General features: G+C 31.6%; 25 protein-coding genes. 13 read left to right on the forward strand and 12 right to left on the reverse strand.

Annotation, left to right across the window (positions count from 1 at the left end; genetic code table 11):
* Positions 1–11: 11 nt before the first annotated feature.
* Positions 12–1,034, reverse strand: coding sequence for an extracellular solute-binding protein (locus HA140_RS06585; protein WP_209040337.1), 1,023 nt, complete (start codon positions 1,032–1,034; stop codon positions 12–14).
* Between the two features lie 102 nt (positions 1,035–1,136).
* On the opposite strand from HA140_RS06585, the gene HA140_RS06590 reads away from it, so the two are divergent.
* Entirely contained in the window at positions 1,137–1,802 is a 666-nt protein-coding gene (locus HA140_RS06590; protein ID WP_209040338.1) for a Fe2+-dependent dioxygenase, read from the forward strand.
* 73 nt (positions 1,803–1,875) lie between these two features.
* Positions 1,876–2,103 carry a hypothetical protein gene (locus HA140_RS06595; RefSeq protein WP_209040339.1) on the forward strand — a complete coding sequence of 76 codons (228 nt, stop codon included), beginning with the start codon at positions 1,876–1,878 and terminating at the stop codon, positions 2,101–2,103.
* Between the two features lie 92 nt (positions 2,104–2,195).
* Here HA140_RS06595 and HA140_RS06600 read toward each other — a convergent pair whose 3' ends face one another.
* From HA140_RS06600 to HA140_RS06620, 5 genes are all read right to left on the reverse strand, one after another.
* On the reverse strand, positions 2,196–3,551 hold the full coding sequence (locus HA140_RS06600) for an iron uptake porin (RefSeq protein ID WP_209040340.1): 1,356 nt from the start codon (positions 3,549–3,551) through the stop codon (positions 2,196–2,198).
* A gap of 127 nt (positions 3,552–3,678) precedes the next feature.
* On the reverse strand, positions 3,679–4,554 hold the full coding sequence (glyQ, locus tag HA140_RS06605) for a glycine--tRNA ligase subunit alpha (RefSeq protein WP_209040341.1): 876 nt from the start codon (positions 4,552–4,554) through the stop codon (positions 3,679–3,681).
* Between the two features lie 152 nt (positions 4,555–4,706).
* On the reverse strand, positions 4,707–5,096 hold the full coding sequence (locus tag HA140_RS06610) for a DUF1824 family protein (protein ID WP_209040342.1): 390 nt from the start codon (positions 5,094–5,096) through the stop codon (positions 4,707–4,709).
* Between the two features lie 26 nt (positions 5,097–5,122).
* Positions 5,123–5,455, reverse strand: a complete 333-nt coding sequence (locus tag HA140_RS06615; protein ID WP_209040343.1) for a phenylpyruvate tautomerase MIF-related protein — start codon at positions 5,453–5,455, stop codon at positions 5,123–5,125.
* Positions 5,456–5,457: 2 nt separating this feature from the next.
* Entirely contained in the window at positions 5,458–5,628 is a 171-nt protein-coding gene (locus HA140_RS06620) for a hypothetical protein (RefSeq protein ID WP_209040344.1), read from the reverse strand.
* 153 nt (positions 5,629–5,781) lie between these two features.
* On the opposite strand from HA140_RS06620, the gene HA140_RS06625 reads away from it, so the two are divergent.
* Entirely contained in the window at positions 5,782–6,420 is a 639-nt protein-coding gene (locus HA140_RS06625; RefSeq protein WP_209040345.1) for a methyltransferase domain-containing protein, read from the forward strand.
* A gap of 109 nt (positions 6,421–6,529) precedes the next feature.
* Positions 6,530–6,775, forward strand: coding sequence for a hypothetical protein (locus tag HA140_RS06630; protein WP_002807817.1), 246 nt, complete (start codon positions 6,530–6,532; stop codon positions 6,773–6,775).
* A gap of 4 nt (positions 6,776–6,779) precedes the next feature.
* On the opposite strand, the gene HA140_RS06635 is transcribed toward HA140_RS06630, so the two are convergent.
* From HA140_RS06635 to fldA, 3 genes are all read right to left on the reverse strand, one after another.
* Positions 6,780–7,433, reverse strand: coding sequence for a DUF3386 domain-containing protein (locus tag HA140_RS06635; RefSeq protein WP_209040346.1), 654 nt, complete (start codon positions 7,431–7,433; stop codon positions 6,780–6,782).
* A gap of 76 nt (positions 7,434–7,509) precedes the next feature.
* The gene (locus HA140_RS06640; RefSeq protein ID WP_209040347.1) at positions 7,510–8,568 is read right to left on the reverse strand and encodes a chlorophyll a/b binding light-harvesting protein; all 1,059 of its coding nucleotides are present in this window, start codon (positions 8,566–8,568) and stop codon (positions 7,510–7,512) included.
* Between the two features lie 143 nt (positions 8,569–8,711).
* A complete protein-coding gene (gene fldA / locus HA140_RS06645) occupies positions 8,712–9,236 on the reverse strand; it encodes a flavodoxin FldA (protein ID WP_209040348.1) in 525 nt (174 codons plus the stop codon).
* 142 nt (positions 9,237–9,378) lie between these two features.
* Here fldA and HA140_RS06650 point away from each other — a divergent pair, with 142 nt between their 5' ends.
* The 5 genes from HA140_RS06650 to HA140_RS06670 all read left to right on the forward strand — a co-directional run bounded on the left by HA140_RS06650 (position 9,379) and on the right by HA140_RS06670 (position 12,015).
* On the forward strand, positions 9,379–10,113 hold the full coding sequence (locus HA140_RS06650; protein WP_209040349.1) for an AhpC/TSA family protein: 735 nt from the start codon (positions 9,379–9,381) through the stop codon (positions 10,111–10,113).
* A 16-nt stretch (positions 10,114–10,129) separates the two neighbouring features.
* A complete protein-coding gene (locus HA140_RS06655) occupies positions 10,130–10,387 on the forward strand; it encodes a SemiSWEET family sugar transporter (RefSeq protein ID WP_209040350.1) in 258 nt (85 codons plus the stop codon).
* Positions 10,388–10,471: 84 nt separating this feature from the next.
* Positions 10,472–10,696: a hypothetical protein gene (locus HA140_RS06660; protein WP_209040351.1), complete on the forward strand. Its 225-nt coding sequence runs from the start codon at positions 10,472–10,474 to the stop codon at positions 10,694–10,696.
* Positions 10,697–10,897: 201 nt separating this feature from the next.
* Entirely contained in the window at positions 10,898–11,683 is a 786-nt protein-coding gene (locus tag HA140_RS06665; protein WP_209040352.1) for an AEC family transporter, read from the forward strand.
* An 80-nt stretch (positions 11,684–11,763) separates the two neighbouring features.
* Positions 11,764–12,015: a CopG family transcriptional regulator gene (locus HA140_RS06670; RefSeq protein ID WP_209040353.1), complete on the forward strand. Its 252-nt coding sequence runs from the start codon at positions 11,764–11,766 to the stop codon at positions 12,013–12,015.
* Here HA140_RS06670 and HA140_RS06675 read toward each other — a convergent pair.
* Genes HA140_RS06675 through HA140_RS06685 form a run of 3 tightly spaced genes read right to left on the reverse strand, consistent with a single transcriptional unit; the run spans position 12,012 to position 15,878 of the window.
* Entirely contained in the window at positions 12,012–13,817 is a 1,806-nt protein-coding gene (locus HA140_RS06675) for an ArnT family glycosyltransferase (protein WP_209040354.1), read from the reverse strand. The two genes, HA140_RS06670 and HA140_RS06675, sit on opposite strands and share 4 nt — an antisense overlap.
* Positions 13,818–13,830: 13 nt before the next feature.
* Positions 13,831–14,907: a glycosyltransferase family 4 protein gene (locus HA140_RS06680; protein ID WP_209040355.1), complete on the reverse strand. Its 1,077-nt coding sequence runs from the start codon at positions 14,905–14,907 to the stop codon at positions 13,831–13,833.
* 29 nt (positions 14,908–14,936) lie between these two features.
* On the reverse strand, positions 14,937–15,878 hold the full coding sequence (locus HA140_RS06685; RefSeq protein WP_209040356.1) for a DMT family transporter: 942 nt from the start codon (positions 15,876–15,878) through the stop codon (positions 14,937–14,939).
* A gap of 52 nt (positions 15,879–15,930) precedes the next feature.
* Here HA140_RS06685 and sppA point away from each other — a divergent pair, with 52 nt between their 5' ends.
* The 4 genes from sppA to rpmH all read left to right on the forward strand — a co-directional run bounded on the left by sppA (position 15,931) and on the right by rpmH (position 17,950).
* Positions 15,931–16,740: a signal peptide peptidase SppA gene (gene sppA, locus HA140_RS06690; protein ID WP_209040357.1), complete on the forward strand. Its 810-nt coding sequence runs from the start codon at positions 15,931–15,933 to the stop codon at positions 16,738–16,740.
* A gap of 20 nt (positions 16,741–16,760) precedes the next feature.
* The gene (aroH, locus tag HA140_RS06695; RefSeq protein WP_209040358.1) at positions 16,761–17,132 is read left to right on the forward strand and encodes a chorismate mutase; all 372 of its coding nucleotides are present in this window, start codon (positions 16,761–16,763) and stop codon (positions 17,130–17,132) included.
* A 71-nt stretch (positions 17,133–17,203) separates the two neighbouring features.
* Complete coding sequence (locus HA140_RS06700; protein WP_209040359.1) at positions 17,204–17,782, forward strand: DUF2808 domain-containing protein; 579 nt, start codon at positions 17,204–17,206, stop codon at positions 17,780–17,782.
* Between the two features lie 30 nt (positions 17,783–17,812).
* Complete coding sequence (gene rpmH, locus HA140_RS06705; protein WP_002808184.1) at positions 17,813–17,950, forward strand: 50S ribosomal protein L34; 138 nt, start codon at positions 17,813–17,815, stop codon at positions 17,948–17,950.
* Positions 17,951–17,958 lie beyond the last annotated feature (8 nt).

The raw sequence follows: 17,958 nt of genomic DNA on the forward strand, positions 1-17,958 counted from the left end.
TATCTTAATTTTTAATTCCAACCTGCCTCTTTCATCATTTTTAATGCAAGAGAATTATTTTCTCCCAGTTCATCAACAGTCACTTTATCAGGTATAAATTCTCCGAAATTTTTGACTATTTCATTCTGATTAATTTCTTTCAGAGGATGTTCAAAAGTAGGCGCTGCTAAGCCTTTACTTCCTTCTGGTGAAGCCAAAAATTCAAGTAACTTAATTGCTTCAGATTTATTTGCTGCATATTTTGCAATTCCACCTGCACTAATATTTACATGTGCAGGATTAGGTGTAATAACAGATGTTTTTTTTGCGTATAAGGTATCTCTTCTTCCATTAATACCTCCTAGCATTCTTGCCACATAATAATGATTAACAATACCTACTCCACACTTTTTCTTAGCAACTGCTCTTACTATAGAAATATCGCCTGGGAAAAAAGGTCTAGAAACATTTGATATCATTCCACTTAACCAAGCTTTAGTTTCTAATTCTCCCTTATTAACGATTTGATTGGCTACAAGAGATTGATTATATGGACTCTTTCTATTTCTTAAGCATACTTTACCCTTTAAAGATGGATCAGCTAAATCTGTGTAGTCCTTAATTTTATTTACATCAACAACTTTTGGATTGGCTACCATAACTCTAACTCGTCGAGTTAATGCATACCATTCCTTCCCTGGATCTTTTAATCCTATCGGTACATCTTTTTCTAAAGTTGATGAATTAATACTCTGCAGTAAGCCTGCTTTTGCGGCATTAGTTATTCTTGCTGCATCAACAAGTAAGATTAAATCTGCTTGGGAACTCTTCCCCTCTCTCTTTAATCTCTCAATTAATGAGATCCCTGCAGCTTCAATAAGTCTAACTTTAATTCCTGTTTCTTCTGCAAATTTCTTATAAACCGCTCTATCAGTATTGTAATGTCTACCAGAATAAACTTTTACTTCTCTTTCTATTGAACTTGCAGGTATATTTAAATTAAATAAAAAAGTACAAGATAAAGCTGAATAAAGTAATTTTTTAAAGTTTTGCACTTTTATAAAATAGTATCTATGGTTACTTTATATGTATCTATAGCTTAAGGATTCTAAAAGATATTTTATATACATGAACATGTATCATTTTTTATACTCAATATGAATTATTTAACTCATCAACTTCTCATTCAAGAAGAAATTGAAGCATTTGTTCAAAATTTAAATAAAGCAAAGAATCTTTGGGAAGATGGGAAACTGACTGCTGGGAGCCATGCATCAAAAGTAAAAAATAATCTGCAATTAAATAAAGGATCAGAAATATCTAAGAAACTCTCTCATTTAATCAAAAAGAAACTTCTTTCTAACTCTCTAATAAAAAGTTTTGCCCTACCCAAAACGATACATGGGATTATGTTTACAAAATCACTAAATAATATGCATTATGGAAGGCATATAGATAATCCATTTATGTCATCTGGAAGATCTGATTTGTCTTTTACTATTTCATTAACTGATAAAAATAAATATAACGGAGGAGAGTTAATTATTGAAGAGATGAATTCAGAAAAAGAATTCAAACTAAATGCAGGTGAAATTGTTATTTATCCAAGCACCTATTTGCATTCTGTTAAAGAAATTAAAAATGGAGAAAGGTTAGTATGTGTGGGTTGGATTGAAAGTTATGTAAAATCAATAGAGGAAAGAGAATATTTATTTGATCTTGATGCAGGTGCCAAAGGCTTACTAGCAAAAAATGGACGGTCAGATGAATTGGATCTTATTTTCAAGTCTTATTCAAATCTTCTTAGATTACTTGGTAATTAGGGAATCATTTTATACACTAAAAAGAAAATTGTTTGAAAATTATTTAAAATAAATATATTAACTAAAACTATAAATGCAAAAAAAAAGTTCCATTGCTTTATTCTTAGCAGCAACTAGCGCAATCGCACTATCTACCCCGGTCAAAAGTGGTGAATATGATTTGGGCGGCCTAAAAGAGTGGAATACTGATATGGATATCGACGCAGATTTCGTGCTTGATGCAGAGGCTCAAAAATTAGCTGATGAAGCGGAGAAGTCAAGTATGTGCATTCCTATTGGAGAAGGAGAAAACTGCTGGTAAACCAATAAAAAACTCGATAAATTTTAAGTTATTTTTTAGAAGATTAATAAAAAACGCCCTATTAGGGCGTTTTTATATGAATTAAATTCAAATTAGAATTTAAATGAAGTTTCTAGAATAGCACCTTTGTGATTGTGCTCTTTTTCTCCTGTACTATCTATTCCACCAAAGACAGCAGGAGTAATAGTTACTGAATCATTTAGTTTGTATGAATAATACAATTCAAAAGCTAAAGGATCTCCACCTTGATCTTCCCTACCTCCACTTCCTGCTCTAACTGCATCATCTTCATTCGTTGTAGGTTTACCAAATGCAAAACCAATTTTATCATCTGGCTGGAACATATCTGCCCAGTTAAGCCCCACAAAATAAGCACTAGAATTATCAGTTGACGAAGTCGCATTTTCATACGAAGTTGTATCAAAACCTAGTGAGACTGAAGGTACAAAAGTTCCTACATCATCAGGTCTCCACCATCCTCTTAAACCTACTGAAGTAAAGTTCTCGCATACTTTACCTGACTTACAAGTTCCCCCATGGCCATTGGTGTGGTAATAAGTATCACTCCAACCGTTTGATTTGACATTAAGAAGCGCTGAAACAGAGTAATTTGGTTTTGTATAACCAACCTGAGTAGCCCAACTTGTCTTTGTCTCATCAGTCAAAATCCCAGTATTGTAGTAAGCTGCAGGACTTCCTGTTGTCTGAGAGGTGTTTGATTTAGTACCTACGTTTGTACTGATTGAGAATCCGTTATCTGCCTTATAAGCAACACCAGCTCCTGTATCTGTACTCGCACCGTATGCCTCACCATTACCTCCAAGGGTAAATTGCTTTGTAACCGGCTTATAGATGGAGGGTGTAGCTCCATGCATATAGTAGTTTTCAATTTTTGGACCAACCCAGGCAGTCAAGTTATCACCTACAGGGAATTCGTACCAAATCTTATCTACCTTTAGAGTATCTCCGTTGCTATTACCAGACTTGAGGTATGTACCATAAGTTTTAGTAACTGACCAATCTGAATGATTACCTGTTTTAATTCTTACGTAAAGATTATCATCACCAGTGAAACTTGTATTGAGATTCATCTGATAGGTATACATTCCTGAAATTGCTTCAGACGCAGTTGAGTCGACGTCAGAATAGTTGACTCCACCTAATGTAAAGATAGCCTTACCATCTAATGTTGTAGTATCTGAGAAGCTCCCTGCTTCAAAGTTATTTTGTTTAGCTTCTAATGCATCAACTCGAGCTTTAGTAATTGCTAAATCTTCATTAACTTCGTTAACGAATGTGTTACTGTCTAATCTGTTTAAAGATGATTTATTGCTACTACTGTAGCTATTCATCTCTTTTAAATTGATAATGTCGGAAGCTTGTGCTGCAATTGGAGCTACTAAGCCCACAGCAGTTGAAGCTACCATCATTTGTTGGAAGAGTTTCATTTTACCTCACACGAAAAACACCCATACGAATGGGTATACTTATTGTATCGACGGTAACTTTTTAAGGCAGGGATAAAAGATGCAGGAATGCGTATCAAAAGATACGCTATTCTAATTATTTTTATATCTATTTTCTGTTTGTTAGTAGAGGGAAGTTCATTGACTCTCTTTCTTGTATCCATGTAGATGCGACTTCTCTTGCTAATTTTCGAATCTTCTGAATATATTGAGCCCGATCAGTTACTGATATTACGCCTCTAGCATCAAGCAAATTAAAAGTATGACTACATTTTAAGACATAATCAAGCGCGGGATATGTTAATTTCTTTTCTATCAAAGAAATTGCCTCGGCTTGATAAATTTCAAATAATTTCCTGAGATTTTCAGGATTAGATTCAGTGAAATTATATGAGCATTGACCTTTTTCAAATTGAAGCCAAATATCACTATATTTCAGATTCTTGTTCCAGTTTAAATCCCAAATACTTTCCTTATCTTGTAAAAACATTGCAATTCTCTCTAAACCATATGTAATTTCAATTGGTATAGGTTGACAATCAATGCCACCGCATTGTTGAAAATAAGTAAACTGAGTAACTTCCATTCCGTCTAGCCATACTTCCCAACCTACTCCCCAAGCACCAAGAGTTGGTGACTCCCAATTATCCTCAACAAATCGTATATCATGATTTTTAGGTTCTATTCCAAGAGATTCCAGAGATTTTAAATATTTTTCTTGAATCCCATCTGGGGAAGGCTTAATAATTAATTGATATTGAAAATAATGTTGTGCACGATTAGGATTATCCCCAAATCTTCCGTCTGTGGGTCTTCTACATGGTTCAGCATATGCAACAGACCAAGGCTCCGGTCCAATGGCTCTCAAAAAAGTATGAGGATTCATTGTGCCAGCACCCTTTTCCGTATCGTAAGGCTGCATAATCAAACAACCTTCTTTGGACCAAAAATTATTTAGATTTTGAATTATATCCTGAAAAAACATTAACTTTTAGACATTGGAGAAATTTAGATCAATACCAGTAAATATAATAACAAAGCTTTAAACATAAAATATTTTCAAATCTAAGTTCTGAAAAGCATTATCTGAAAGGACGAGATTATAAAATAATTCTAGGATAAAACATAAATTAGAAATTAATTATGAAAAAAATCCAAAGGTAATGGACCAAAAGTATTAGATTCTTGAGCATTTTCATCATATTGACAAGTTATTAAAATTCCTTCTCCCAGACCATCTTCAGATCTAACAAAAACATTACCAGTTTTTTGATTACCTTTCAAAAAAACGCTTCCATCAGCATGGAGCGAATCTAAATTATCAAATTTTATTGAAGAATATTTTTTAGAAATTGATTTTAATGTTTCAATAGCCCTCGTATCAGAAGGTGCCATTATTCCTATTGTTATCCAATCGGCATTATAAATATAAGTTTCTAGTTCCTCTAATATTTTTTTTACTTGATTATCACTTAATAGAGGAGCACTTCTAAGACTGTTTAAATCAACTAATTTTTTTATTTCCACTAAATCAATACCAAATATAATAAGTATTAACCAAAGGTTCTTCCATTCCAAGCCCACATTGAAGCAGGCACATCCTCGAAAGAAATATAAATCCTATCTATTGGAATTCCCATTTTCTCGCACACAAAATTAGATATTGGCTTAGACATTTCTGAAGGATTTAAGGAGCCTATTGACTTAATCTCTAAAAAGCAACAAGGGCTTTCATCATCAAAATACATTTCGAAATTATCACTTAATTTAGCCATAACAAATCTTTTTGATTTATTTGTTAAAGACGAAACTAATAATGAGATTTCTTCAAGAAATTTATTCTTATTCTCTATTTTTACTGAAGTAGTAACGTTAATATAAGGCATATTTATGCAGCTAAGTTATCTTTTTGAAAACCATTTTTTAGATTAATAGTTTGATTTTTCAAAACTTTTTTTGATGAAAGATATGTCATATCGTATTGACTTATTCCATTTTTATAAGGATTGAAAAGGGCATTTTTTGATCTACTTTTTTTGCTCCTTTTGAATTCAATCATTTTTAACAAAATTATTATTTATTAATTTAACTTTTTTTAAATATATGTCTAGCTTTTTTAAAAATCTTTCATTAATAAAATCTAATATATATTTCTTAATCACAATATGAATATCTATTTACTAAATTTAAAATACATCACATTTTAATCGTTTTGGAAGTTTTAAATAATTATCAAAGAAAAAAACTTGACGAGAGTAATGATGAAGAATTTTATTCTGACCCAAAATTTGTTTACCATTTAGACTCAAACTTCAGGCAATATCTATCAAATCTTTATAAAAAAGAAATTTCAAATTATTCAACAGTTTTAGATTTAATGTCCAGTTGGGATAGTTATTTACCTGAAGAGAAAAAGTATAAAAAGGTTATTGGACATGGATTAAACAAACAAGAACTTGAGAAAAATAAAATTTTTGATACTTATTGGATACAAAATTTCAATTTAAATCAAGTAATCCCTTTAGGCGATGAAAGTGTTGATTATTGTTTAATGGTCGCAGCTTGGCAATATTTACAATATCCAGAAAATTTAACTAGAGAAATTGCAAGAATTTTGAGTCGTCATGGCAAGATAATTATTGCTTTTTCAAACAGAGCATTTTGGCATAAGGCTCCAATCATATGGACTACCTCTACTGAGGAAGAAAGAGTCAAATATGTAAGAAAAGTATTAATCTCAAATGGATTTCATGAGCCAGAAATTATTAAAAAGTTTAATGAACCAAGACTTAAAATCTTGAATTTTTTAAATAAAGATCCATTTTATTGTTTAATCGCAAATAAAGAGTAAATAATTTATTTTTTCAAGCTGGATACTAAATCTTTTAAAAAATAACCAACTATGATTCATAGCCATACTTTTATATTTTTACTAATATTGGGTAGTTAAAATTATTCATATGGGTTCTAAAAGAGAAAAATATCCTGAAAAATGTCCTTGGGATCTTGGACCTAATCAACATTTAGCCAAAGAAGAGAACTGGACTTTAAGATTAGGAGAAGCAAATGTATGTTTTAGCAAAAATAAATTAGATAATAATTATTTTCATGTAATTAGCAATGAAAATGAAGAACAAATTTTAGCTTTTAGAGCAAGACTTCTATATCAAAAACTACTAGATAAAGGTTTTAGGTTGGTTGAATAAGAACCTAGTTTAATAAACACAAATCCTCGAAAACAAACTTTTGCATTTCTTCTTCTTGATTTTGGTTTAGGTATTTTATTGTTCTGGAATTTAAGAGCCAATAATTCTTTTCCCCTATATTTATAAATTCATCCTCATATTCTAATTTTTGTGATTTCGCCTTAAGTGTATCTGGATCAATTGATTGACTACTATATTTTTTACTGAGGGCTCCAATCCCGGTATGTAAAAATTCTTCAACAAAAATCTCAATTATTGTTCCATGAATTTTTCTATACACCATATTAATACAGTCATTTTTAACTCTATATTTATCACCTTGATTCTTACCTGAAACACTCATTTCAATTCCACTTTCAGAATTTTTGACTAAATTAAAATTATTATCTGAGTGAATAGATTTAAATTCCCTCTTTACTCTATGTATAGATACCTCAAATAACTGAGAGGAAATACTTTTAACAATTTTCTCATCTTCAATTTTTTGAATATTTGGTTTAAAGTCTTTACCTAATAAAAATTCGCCTTCATAGATATTTTTATTAACAAAAAAAATACATTTACCTTCGTAACCTTTAAATTCGTTATTCCACGTGTATCTATTTTCATAAGCCTTTCGAAAAATCTCTTTACAATTAATTTCTCTTGGATTCACCATTAATTTATTTGATTCGTAAAATTATTCTACAAAAAAAAACCTCCCTAATAGAGGAGAGGTTTTTTATTAGATTGAACTAGTTTTGAGTAATTTTTGTATTTTCAATATTGTCAAATGCTTGACCAATTTTCTTGAAGTCAAATCCCATTGCTCTTAATGCATGCCAAAGATGACCTTGTAAGAAAAAGAATCCCAAATAAAAATGAGTATTAGCAAGCCAAGCTCTTGAACTGTATGCTCCTGAACCTAAATCAACCGTATCAGTAAAATAAGGAGCAAATTCAAATTGAAGCTTTAAAGGTTCTCCATATAGATCAACTGGATAAATGGTTGTATTTGAAGCACACCAAAAAGCAGCAACAAAAGCCATATAAGCTACACCAACTACTGAGTAGGACAAAATAGCTTCAGCGCCAAGTAATCCTTTTCCTTTAAATTCTGTATATTCTCCAAATTGTTTTGTACAAATATGGAAAACTCCTCCAATTATTTCAAGGAAAGCTAAGAAAGCGTGTCCTCCCATAACATCTTCAAGACTATCTATTTTTAAAAAATCAAATTGATGATTCCAAATAGCTGCAATATCTAAGTTGTAAACAACTTGTCTTGTAGATCCAATCGCAGGATCGTAAATTCCATGGATACGGGCCCATTCGACGAACATTATTGCTCCAAGGCCAAGAAATATCAAATGATGACCAAGAATAAAAGTTAATTTATCTGGATCATCCCACTCAAAATCAAATTTTTGTGGCTTACTATCCACTGGATAGTCCCCGAGATCGCCTGCAAATTTATTGGAATGTAATAATCCTCCAGCACCTAACACTGCTGAGAAAATTAGATGTAATGTACAAATTACAACAATTCCATATGGTTCAGTAATAACACCATTTTCAATACCGCCAATTCCAATACCCGCGAGGTGAGGCAAAACAATTGCTTTCTGTGCACCCATTGGAATACTGGCGTCATATCGAGCCAATTCAAATAATCCAAAAGCTCCTGCCCAGAACATCATTAATCCTGCGTGGGCAGCATGAGCTGCTATGAATTTACCTGAACGGCCTACAACACCAGAATTCCCTGCGTACCAGTCATAGGTGACATCAGATTTTCCGTAAGTTTGTAACACTTGATTTAAGTAAACAGCAAATTGAGCTTATTGCTAATCAGTATGTTTTTTTACATGTTCTTTACAGATTTAATTACTTATGTAAAAAAAACATATTTTGAGAGAACAAATGTTACAAATTAGAAAGTAATATCTTTGAAATCTTAAGCCAACGAGGGGATTTCAGCTTTTAATTGCATGGCCCAAGACTCAAGACGTTTATCGGTTAAATCAGATTCACTATCCTCATCAAGAGGTAATCCACAAAAGCTCTCTCCTATAACACTTTTAGACTCATCAAATGTATAAGAAGATTTATCTACGTAACCGACCATTTCGGCTCCTGCTTTAGTGAAGTAGCTATGAAGTTCTTCCATTGCATCACAATAGTTTTCTGTATAGGTAGAAGAATCTCCTAACCCAAAAATTGCAACTTTTTTCCCTGATAAACTTAGTTCACCAATATCCTCTAAGATTGAATCCCATGCAGTCCCAGATCTTTCTTCATCGGCACCAGTATTCCAAGTAGGAATCCCGCAGATAATTCCATCAAGACCTTCAAATTCTGAAAGATCATCAACATCAGATACATCTTTAGGTGCTTCTGCTGAAGAGATAAAGTTGTGAAGACGATCAGCTACATCTTCAGTTTTTCCAGTTGTTGTTGCGTAATAAATTCCTACAGTCATAACTTCAAAATGTTTACATTAAGATAATAAAATCTAAAAACGTTAAATTAATTTCTTTAAAAACTTTTTCAAGTAAAATTTTATACTAATCAACGTAAGAAAAATTTTTTTGAGAATAACTCTATAAAACATTTAAAACATCGTGACTGACAATTTGCAAAATAATATCAAAAATCTCGTTGAAGAATTTAATTTTAATGGGCAGAAAGATTTTAAATTAATTGTTTTATTTGGTTTATTAGGAGATTTTGATAGCTTTGAATATGCCATTAATTTGAAAAGTTTTACCGATAATCATCAAGATAAAAATTTAGATATTTTTGCGATTGCTATTGGAAACAAAAATGGAAAAGAAAAATTCTGTAATTTTACTGGCTTTAGTGCAGAAAATTTAATAGTCGTCTCTGATAATCAAATTCACAATAACCTTAAAGTCTCAAGAGGATTAGATATAGGCTTAGGAGGTTGGGTCAATATGCTTTTAATGTTATCTGGAATAAATTCTTTTAAAACAATCAAAGAAGTTATTAGAGGTTATGTAGGTGACCGTAAAGCAAATCAAATCTATTCAGAATTTGACAAAATTGAAGTTTTAAGATTTTTGAAAATCTCAGGTAATTCTTTTAGTAAGGTTTTCGGGTATGGTTATTTGAGACCATTTGAATTAGCAACATTTAGATTAAATAATATGAATGAAATAATCCAAAATTGGAGCGATTATATTCTTAATGAAGAATACCTTCCACAAAGGGGGGCTTCTTTTTTGCTGAACAATCAAAATCAAGTTATTTACAAATTCTTTTCAACTGATGTGCTTGGATATTCATCAAACATGAGAGATCCCTTAGGATTTTTATCTGATTTAATTAAAAAATAGTTCTTGAAATTTTTTTATGAATGAAGATATATTTGGATATTTTGCAGCGATTTTAACAACCGCGGCATTTCTACCTCAATTGATAAAAACTTTAAAAACAAAAAAGGCCGATGATGTATCTTTGACAACATTAATAATGTTTATTATCGGAGTTTTATCTTGGATAATTTACGGTTACGAAATTTCGTCTATACCAATATTAATTGCAAATGTAATTACCCTACTATTAAATCTATTGATATTAATCTCAAAAATATATTTTCAAAAAACTTAAATAAGTAAAATATTACTCTAAAAGTTATAAATTTAAGATTTTTTGCTTAAATATTGATTAAGATAAAACAAAAAATTACTGATCTTGAAAACTTCAAAATGCTGGGTCTGGTTTAAAGGTAGTTTGAACAATAGTGGGTTTTGGAAAGAGGGCTTTACTTGTACTTTTGATGAGAAGCCTGGTGTTTTAATAGAAAGTCCTGCTTACGTCACATGTAGAGTCCCAACTTGGAGAGTTTTGACTAAAGAACCAGAAGACTTATACAAATCCCCTTTAATTCCTGATAAAGCAATATGGAAAATTATTTAATTTATCCATTTATAAAAACTTTTTGACTGTGCTACGGCGAGTTAATATTGCTTTATTAAATATTTAATTAATACCATCTACTCTCTTTTTATAAACATTATACCTTTTTTAATTTTTGGTTTTCTTATTGGGAAAAAGAATCCAAAGATATCTAGCTATATTGCAAGACCTCTAATAAGATTTGGAATCCCTTTAAGTGTAATGGGTGTTTTATTAAAGGAGGGTATAGATATAAACCTTATTAAAAGTGCATTTTTAGCATTCTCATTAATTGGATTTTTAATAGTTTTAATAAATATATTCCCAATATTTAAAAATAGGCTTTCAAGTCATACTTTGCAGATGGCAGGCTTAATAGGTAATACTTCATTCCTAGGAATACCAATTGCAATAGCTCTTCTACCCTCTACCACTATTAATTTTACTATCGGATTTGACTTAGGAACAACACTATTTGCTTGGATATTTGGACCTTTTTTTCTTCAAAGCAAATCTAAAAACAAGAACATCCCAAAGATCGAAGGCTTACTAAACGCATTGATAAATAGTCCTGCATCAAGGGGGATCATTGGAGTACTTTTAGTATATCTTTTTAATCTAAATGAGGTATTAGGTAATTACCTTTGGATACCTGCAAGAATAGTCATAGCTTTAGCAATAATAATTGTCGGGACAAGGCTTGGAATAATAACAAATCAAAAGGGTAGATTTTTTGATCTTAATGAAGAAATTAAATTCTCAATTTTATTAAAATTATTTATTCTTCCTTTAATTGTTTTTTTTATAAGCAAATTTTTAAATTTTGATTTCTACCAATCATCAGCACTAATACTTCAGGCAGGAACTCCAACAGCGATTTCTACCATTTTAATGGCAGAGGCTTATGACGTGAAACAAAAAATCGCTTCAAAAATTCTTTTTACTACAACCCTAATTTCAATACTTACAATTCCTCTTTTAAAAATTCTTATGAATGTGTTTAAATAAATCTTCTACCAAAAAGCATGATTGATGAATATTGTAAAGATAATATCCTGATAACTACATAATGTCTTAAGATTTAGATTATGAAGTCAGCGAACCCTGAAAATGAATACATCCCTTTAGATCTCAGGATTTCCGTGAGAAGAGATACTCTAAGGCTAATCTCAGAGATGGCTCAAGATATGGGAATAAGCATTAATGAAGTTTTTAGTTTTTTAGCCGAAGATTCCGTAATCGATCTTGAATTACTTGAAGATTTGAATGAAATTGAAATCCCAAATGAGTGCAGTATTGATGATCTTAAAAAAGCTCTTCTTAAAAGGAAGCTTTGTTAAAATTTCTCAACTTTTCTATTTTTCCAGTTAGCTTTATAACCACTATTAATTAAAAATTCCGAATATTTGTTCAAATCACTTTTCTGAATTCGCCATAAATTATAAATCCCATATTCACCCAATTTTTGATGATTAATATTTGACCAGTGTTGTTCGTGAGCAGAGTATTCGTCTATCACTAACAATAAAGATTTGTATTCATAATCAGGTTGGTCCTCATAATTTTCTCTTCTATCATTATTTAGCCTATCTGAAAGATTAATTAATCCCTCTTTTGTATTTGGTTCATAAAAAACTATTTGCCCTGAATAATAATGTAAGGATGGTTTTCTTATCCCTATCATCGCTAAAGTTTCATTTCCCTCCCTAATATCTGAAATCAATCTTGAGATATTCCTCAAAGGTAATTGCCTAGAAGTATCTGCTAATTTTCTTATTGGTGGCATCAAGAGAGACTGGCCTATTAAAAGTGAAATTTGAAGATAAAGAAATATATTGTTGGATTTAAAAGAAAATAAAATTATTGCAAGTAGTGTAAATGAAGAGAAGAACAATTTTGCTTTAAAAATTATCCCAGAACTTATTAATTCAGATCCAAGATTAGGCATCTCAGGATCATTTATTGAACTTAACCAAATATTTGAGAAAAAGAATGCTGTTGAGAGACCAAACAAAATTAAAATATTAAAAATCCATAAATATGAATAACTTTTATTTGATTTTTTTAAGCTTATAAAGCTATTACTAATTAAGATTGATGCTGCTGGAATTGCTGGCAACCAATAGCTTGGAAGTTTCGTAGCAGAAATACTAAAGAAAATTAAAACTGATAAAAACCAACATAAGGAATATGTATGAAGAGTTTCAGAGACATCGCAAATATCTTTTGAACTTTTCAAGAAATCCTTAATGGTTTTAAATATCCCGTAATACAAAAAAGGGGTAAATGGTAATGAAGCAAATATCATTATGTATAGAAAAAACCAAAGTGGTTCTGCATGATTATTTACAACCGAAGTATATCTTTGAAAGTTATGATAACCAAAAAAATTGTCCCAAAAAGGCTTTCCCTCCTTTATGAGCTCTAAGACGTACCATGGAAGACTTAACAATATCGTTATCAAAAAACCTTTCTTAGGATTTATCTTATGGAGCAAAGTTTTCCAATCATTCTGAATAATTAAGAATGATGTAATAGTTAATGCTGCTAAAACGAATGCGACTGGTCCTTTAGATAAAATTGCAAATCCTAAAAAAACCCACGCTGAAATGCATTGATCCTTATTTTCACTTACCATTCTTCTCCAGAACAACAGCAGGCTAATCCCTAAGGTACCAGTTAAAAGAGCATCACTCACAGCAGCTCTACTCCAGATAATTATGAATGGAGACAAGGCAAATCCTAATGATGCAACTATGGGAGTAAAGAATTGCCTATCACCCCTCTGTGGCCAACAAAACAAAGTATCTCCAATCATCAACATTAACAATAATGAGCCCAAAGCTGAAGGAAGTCTTGCTGATATTGTCCCCAAATTATCCCAAATTTCGTTTTTCGGTAATGAGTAAAAAAAACCCATTAGCCAATAAATTAGTGGAGGCTTATCAAAACGTAGAATTCCATTGACTTTTGGAGTTAACCAATCACCAGATTTACTCATTGCACGCCCAGCAGCCGCAAATAAAGGAGGAGTCTCATCCACCAGTCCAGTAATGCCTAAATCTAAGATAAATATAATGATTCCACAAATCAAAACTATCAGTAAGGTTATAAGCCTTTTTTTTGATTTAAGAAGAATCATTTAATATTATTTTTTATTTATAATCCTGCATTACCTTATTAAGCCAGTTCACAACCTTATTAGCAAATATATCGGTGGAGGCATTCTTTTCTACCCATTCTCTACATTTCTTACGCTTTATTTTTTCAATAATTTCTACATAGGAAAGCATATTTTTTTTATCATCAGGCTCAGCAAGATACCCAGTTTTCCCATGCTGAATAATTTCACTAGGTCCTCCCCTTTTATAAGCTATGACTGGCACCCCGCATGCTAAAGCTTCAACAACTACGTTCCCATAAGCTTCATTCCATTTCGGGGTATTTAGCAACACCCTACATTTACCAAGTTCTTTTTGTAATTCATTGGTTGATAAAAAACCCATCCAATCTATAGTCCCTGAAGGAAAAGATTTTTCTATCTTTGAGGCATAGGTCTCATCTTCTTTAACTCCCCAAACTTTTAGTTGTTCACCAAGTTCATTTGCAACATAAACAGCATCCTCTAAACCTTTCTCCGGGGCTACTCTCCCAACCCACCCCAATGGTCCCTTAACTGATTCTTGAAAAGTATAGTTATTTAATTTAAAGCCATTTCCAATAATTATTGGTTTTTTTATAAATGGATAATCATCAGCTTGTATTTTTGAATGAAAAGCAAAATTGTTTGGATGTTTAGCATATACCTTTGAGATTAAATTTCTAATTACTGAACTCTCAGAACCCATACTAATAATGTGTGCGATAGGAATCTCTACATTTAAAGTCATCCAAATAGGCAGCCAATCATAAGACATATTCAACAATACATCTGATTGCTTAGCAATATCTATTGCCTTTTCAAGCATGCCTGCTAGAAGAGAATTGTCTGGGATAGTTACAGGAGAATTGTAATTTTGATGCTGCCAACTAATTTGATCTTTACCTTCTACAAAATGTACTTTTGCCTTTTCATTGCTTTTATGTAATTTTGAATTTCTTGGAGCTATCACATCTACCGAATGACCTAAAGAAAGCAATCCTGAAACTAAGGAGTTCAAAGTTAATTCAACTCCTCCACCTTTGCCACTTCCGAGGAAACCTAATGGAGTACTTATTAAAACTATGCGCATTATCTAGACTTTTTACACAAAGAAAATAATTAAATAGAATTATCAATAAATTTATTTTCCCATAAAGCTCTTCTCTGGCTAACAAAAAATACCGAAATAAGAACAAAAACTACCCCTATCCATTGAACAACAGTAAGTCTTTCATCCAACCAAATACCTCCACTAAGAAGTGCAAATACAGGAGTTAAAAATGCAAGAGTACTAAATCCAGTTATTTCCTTATTATTAGCAAAATAGAAAAACAAACCATAAGCTATTGCTCCTCCGAAAATACTTGCAAATGACATCAGTCCCCAATCAAATATTGACCAATCTGGAATTATTTGAAAATTTGATTGTAAGCAATGCTTAATAATAAGTGGTACACTCCCTATCACCATGTGCCATCCTGTAACTGCAACTGGATCACTTTTTGTACAGGTGAATCTAATTAAAATAGTTCCTAGTGCCATAGCTAGAGAAGCTGCAAGCATCCAGAGCTCTCCAAAGTTAAAAGCCACATCAGTTATTGCCTCATCAGACATCAACCACCAATTTCCAAGAAATTCTTGCGGGATACCTAAGAATATTATTCCTCCCAAACCAAAAAGTAAGCCTAACCATCCTATTGGATTAATTAAATTTCCAAAAATTGCCCTCGCTAATATAGCTACCAAAAGGGGCTGAGAATCAATCAATACAGACCCTAGACCTGCTCCAGTTTTTTCTATACCATAAGTTAAAAACAACTGAAAAAAAGTTGCGTCGACAATTGTAAAAACAAAAAACCACTTCAAATCGCACTTATAAATTTTTAGATCTCTTTTAAACAAATATGTTGTAATTAGAACAAGAATTCCTGCAGGAAGTAATCTTAAAGAAGCCACAAACTCTGGTCCAGCACTTGATACTAAGGGAGTCATAGCCGCCATTGAAGTTCCCCAAAGTGCAAAAGGGAGTATCATTAAAAACCAATTTAAGATTGAATTCATTAAGTCTGCTGATAATCTTTTTAAAGTAGTTTTATGAATTTACTTTAAAAGAATGATTTGGCCTTTTAGACGAAAGTCAAAAAAAAGAATGGCTCGTATTGTAATTGATGAGCCTATTACAAGTTCAACAAGGATTTCTGTCCTTAAAGCACTTAAACAAATTGAGGATAGAGAATTTCCTGCTTTAATCGTGAGAATTGATTCGCCAGGAGGTACTGTTGGTGATAGCCAAGAAATATACTCTGCTATTAAAAGACTAAAAGGAAAAGGATGTAAAGTCATTGCTAGTTTTGGAAATATATCAGCATCTGGAGGAGTTTACATTGGTGTTGCATCTGACAAAATAGTTGCGAATCCAGGTACAATCACAGGATCAATTGGTGTCATTATAAGGGGAAATAATTTATCTGAATTGTTAGACAAAGTCGGAATAAAATTCGAGACTGTCAAAAGTGGTGTATTCAAAGATATACTTTCTCCAGATAAAGCTTTAAGTGAGGAAGGTAGAAAACTCCTTCAAGGTTTAATAGATGAAAGCTACAAACAATTTACTGAAGCTGTTGCTGAAGGAAGAAATTTACCCATTGAAGAAGTAAAAAAGTTTGCCGATGGAAGAATTTTCACTGGGACCCAAGCAAAAGAATTAGGGCTTATTGATGAAGTTGGAGATGAATTTGTGGCGAGGGAACTTGCATCAAAAATGGTCAATATTGATCCTAAAATTCAGCCGTTAACATTTGGGAAGAAAAAAAAGAAAATACTTGGGCTAATTCCTGGAAGTAAAATTATTGAAAAAGTTTTTAATATTATCTCCTTTGAGATTGACTCATCTAATAAAATACTCTGGTTATATAAGCCCTAAATCAATCAACAGTTATAAAAATGAAAGGTGATTATAAGATTACATTTATTCGAGGAGCTACAACAGCATCTGGCAATTCCGTTGAGGAAATAGAGGATGCAGTAGTGGAGTTAATAGATGAATTAATTTCACGTAATTCTCTGATTAAGTCGAACTTATTATCCATTATATTTACTACTACAAAAGATTTGGATGCATGTTTCCCTGCTTCAATCGCGAGAAAATGTAATGGACTTAATTCAGTGGCTTTTTTAGACTGTCAACAAATGCACGTATCAAATGATATTAATTTTTGTATAAGAATAATGGCTCAAGTTTTTATGCCGCCAAATAATTCGGTAAAGCATCCTTATTTAAGAGGTGCTGCCAAATTAAGGACAGATAGATGTTAACCTTAGTTAAACTAACTTCCTTTTTTATAAGTTTGGATAGCCCGAATTAATCCTAAAAAAATTTTACTTAAATGTTAAAAAACACAAAGAAACTTGCTTTAAATTTTAAAATTTTAAGTTTTTTTCTTATACCCTCTATTTTAGTTTCGATTCCATTCTTTAGTAAGATCCAAGACGCTAAAGCAGGTTTGGAATTTCAATGGGACCAGAACTCCGGGATCAGACGATTAAGGTGGTTTCAAAAAGAAAACAAAAAAAGACTTAGAAATAAGATTTATTTTTTCTTAAGGCCAAGAGATAGAAACTCTGAACTATTAAGAATAAATTTAGCCATCCCCGAAACCTTTAAAGTCAAGTTAAATACAGAAAAAATAAGTTTTTGTAATGTAAGGATAGGAGGTTTTGAAAGTAGAACAAAATGTCTAGAGGATATTCCTGCTGATATCGAAATTAATACTGATGAAGCAGGGTTAAGATCAGTGGATATTTATCCTTATAAACCAATTCCCACTAATAAAAAGAGTTATGCAATTGTTTTAAAAGTTTTTAATCCAAGAAGATCAGGACTTTATCAATTTCATTTATATGGTCAGCCTAAAGGAAATACAGGTTTAAGTTATTTAGGATCCTCGACTATTGTGATCGATTAAATGATAAATTAATTATGGATAATTAAAAAAATGACTAAAAGAACTTTTGGCGGAACTTCAAGAAAAAGAAAACGTGTATCTGGTTTTAGAGTAAGAATGCGTTCTCATACTGGTAGAAGAGTTATTAAAAGCAGAAGGCAAAAGGGAAGAGAAAGAATAGCTGTTTAACTTTATCT

It is taken from the genome of Prochlorococcus marinus CUG1417 (genome assembly GCF_017695975.1).
Lineage (GTDB): Bacteria > Cyanobacteriota > Cyanobacteriia > PCC-6307 > Cyanobiaceae > Prochlorococcus_A > Prochlorococcus_A marinus_AG.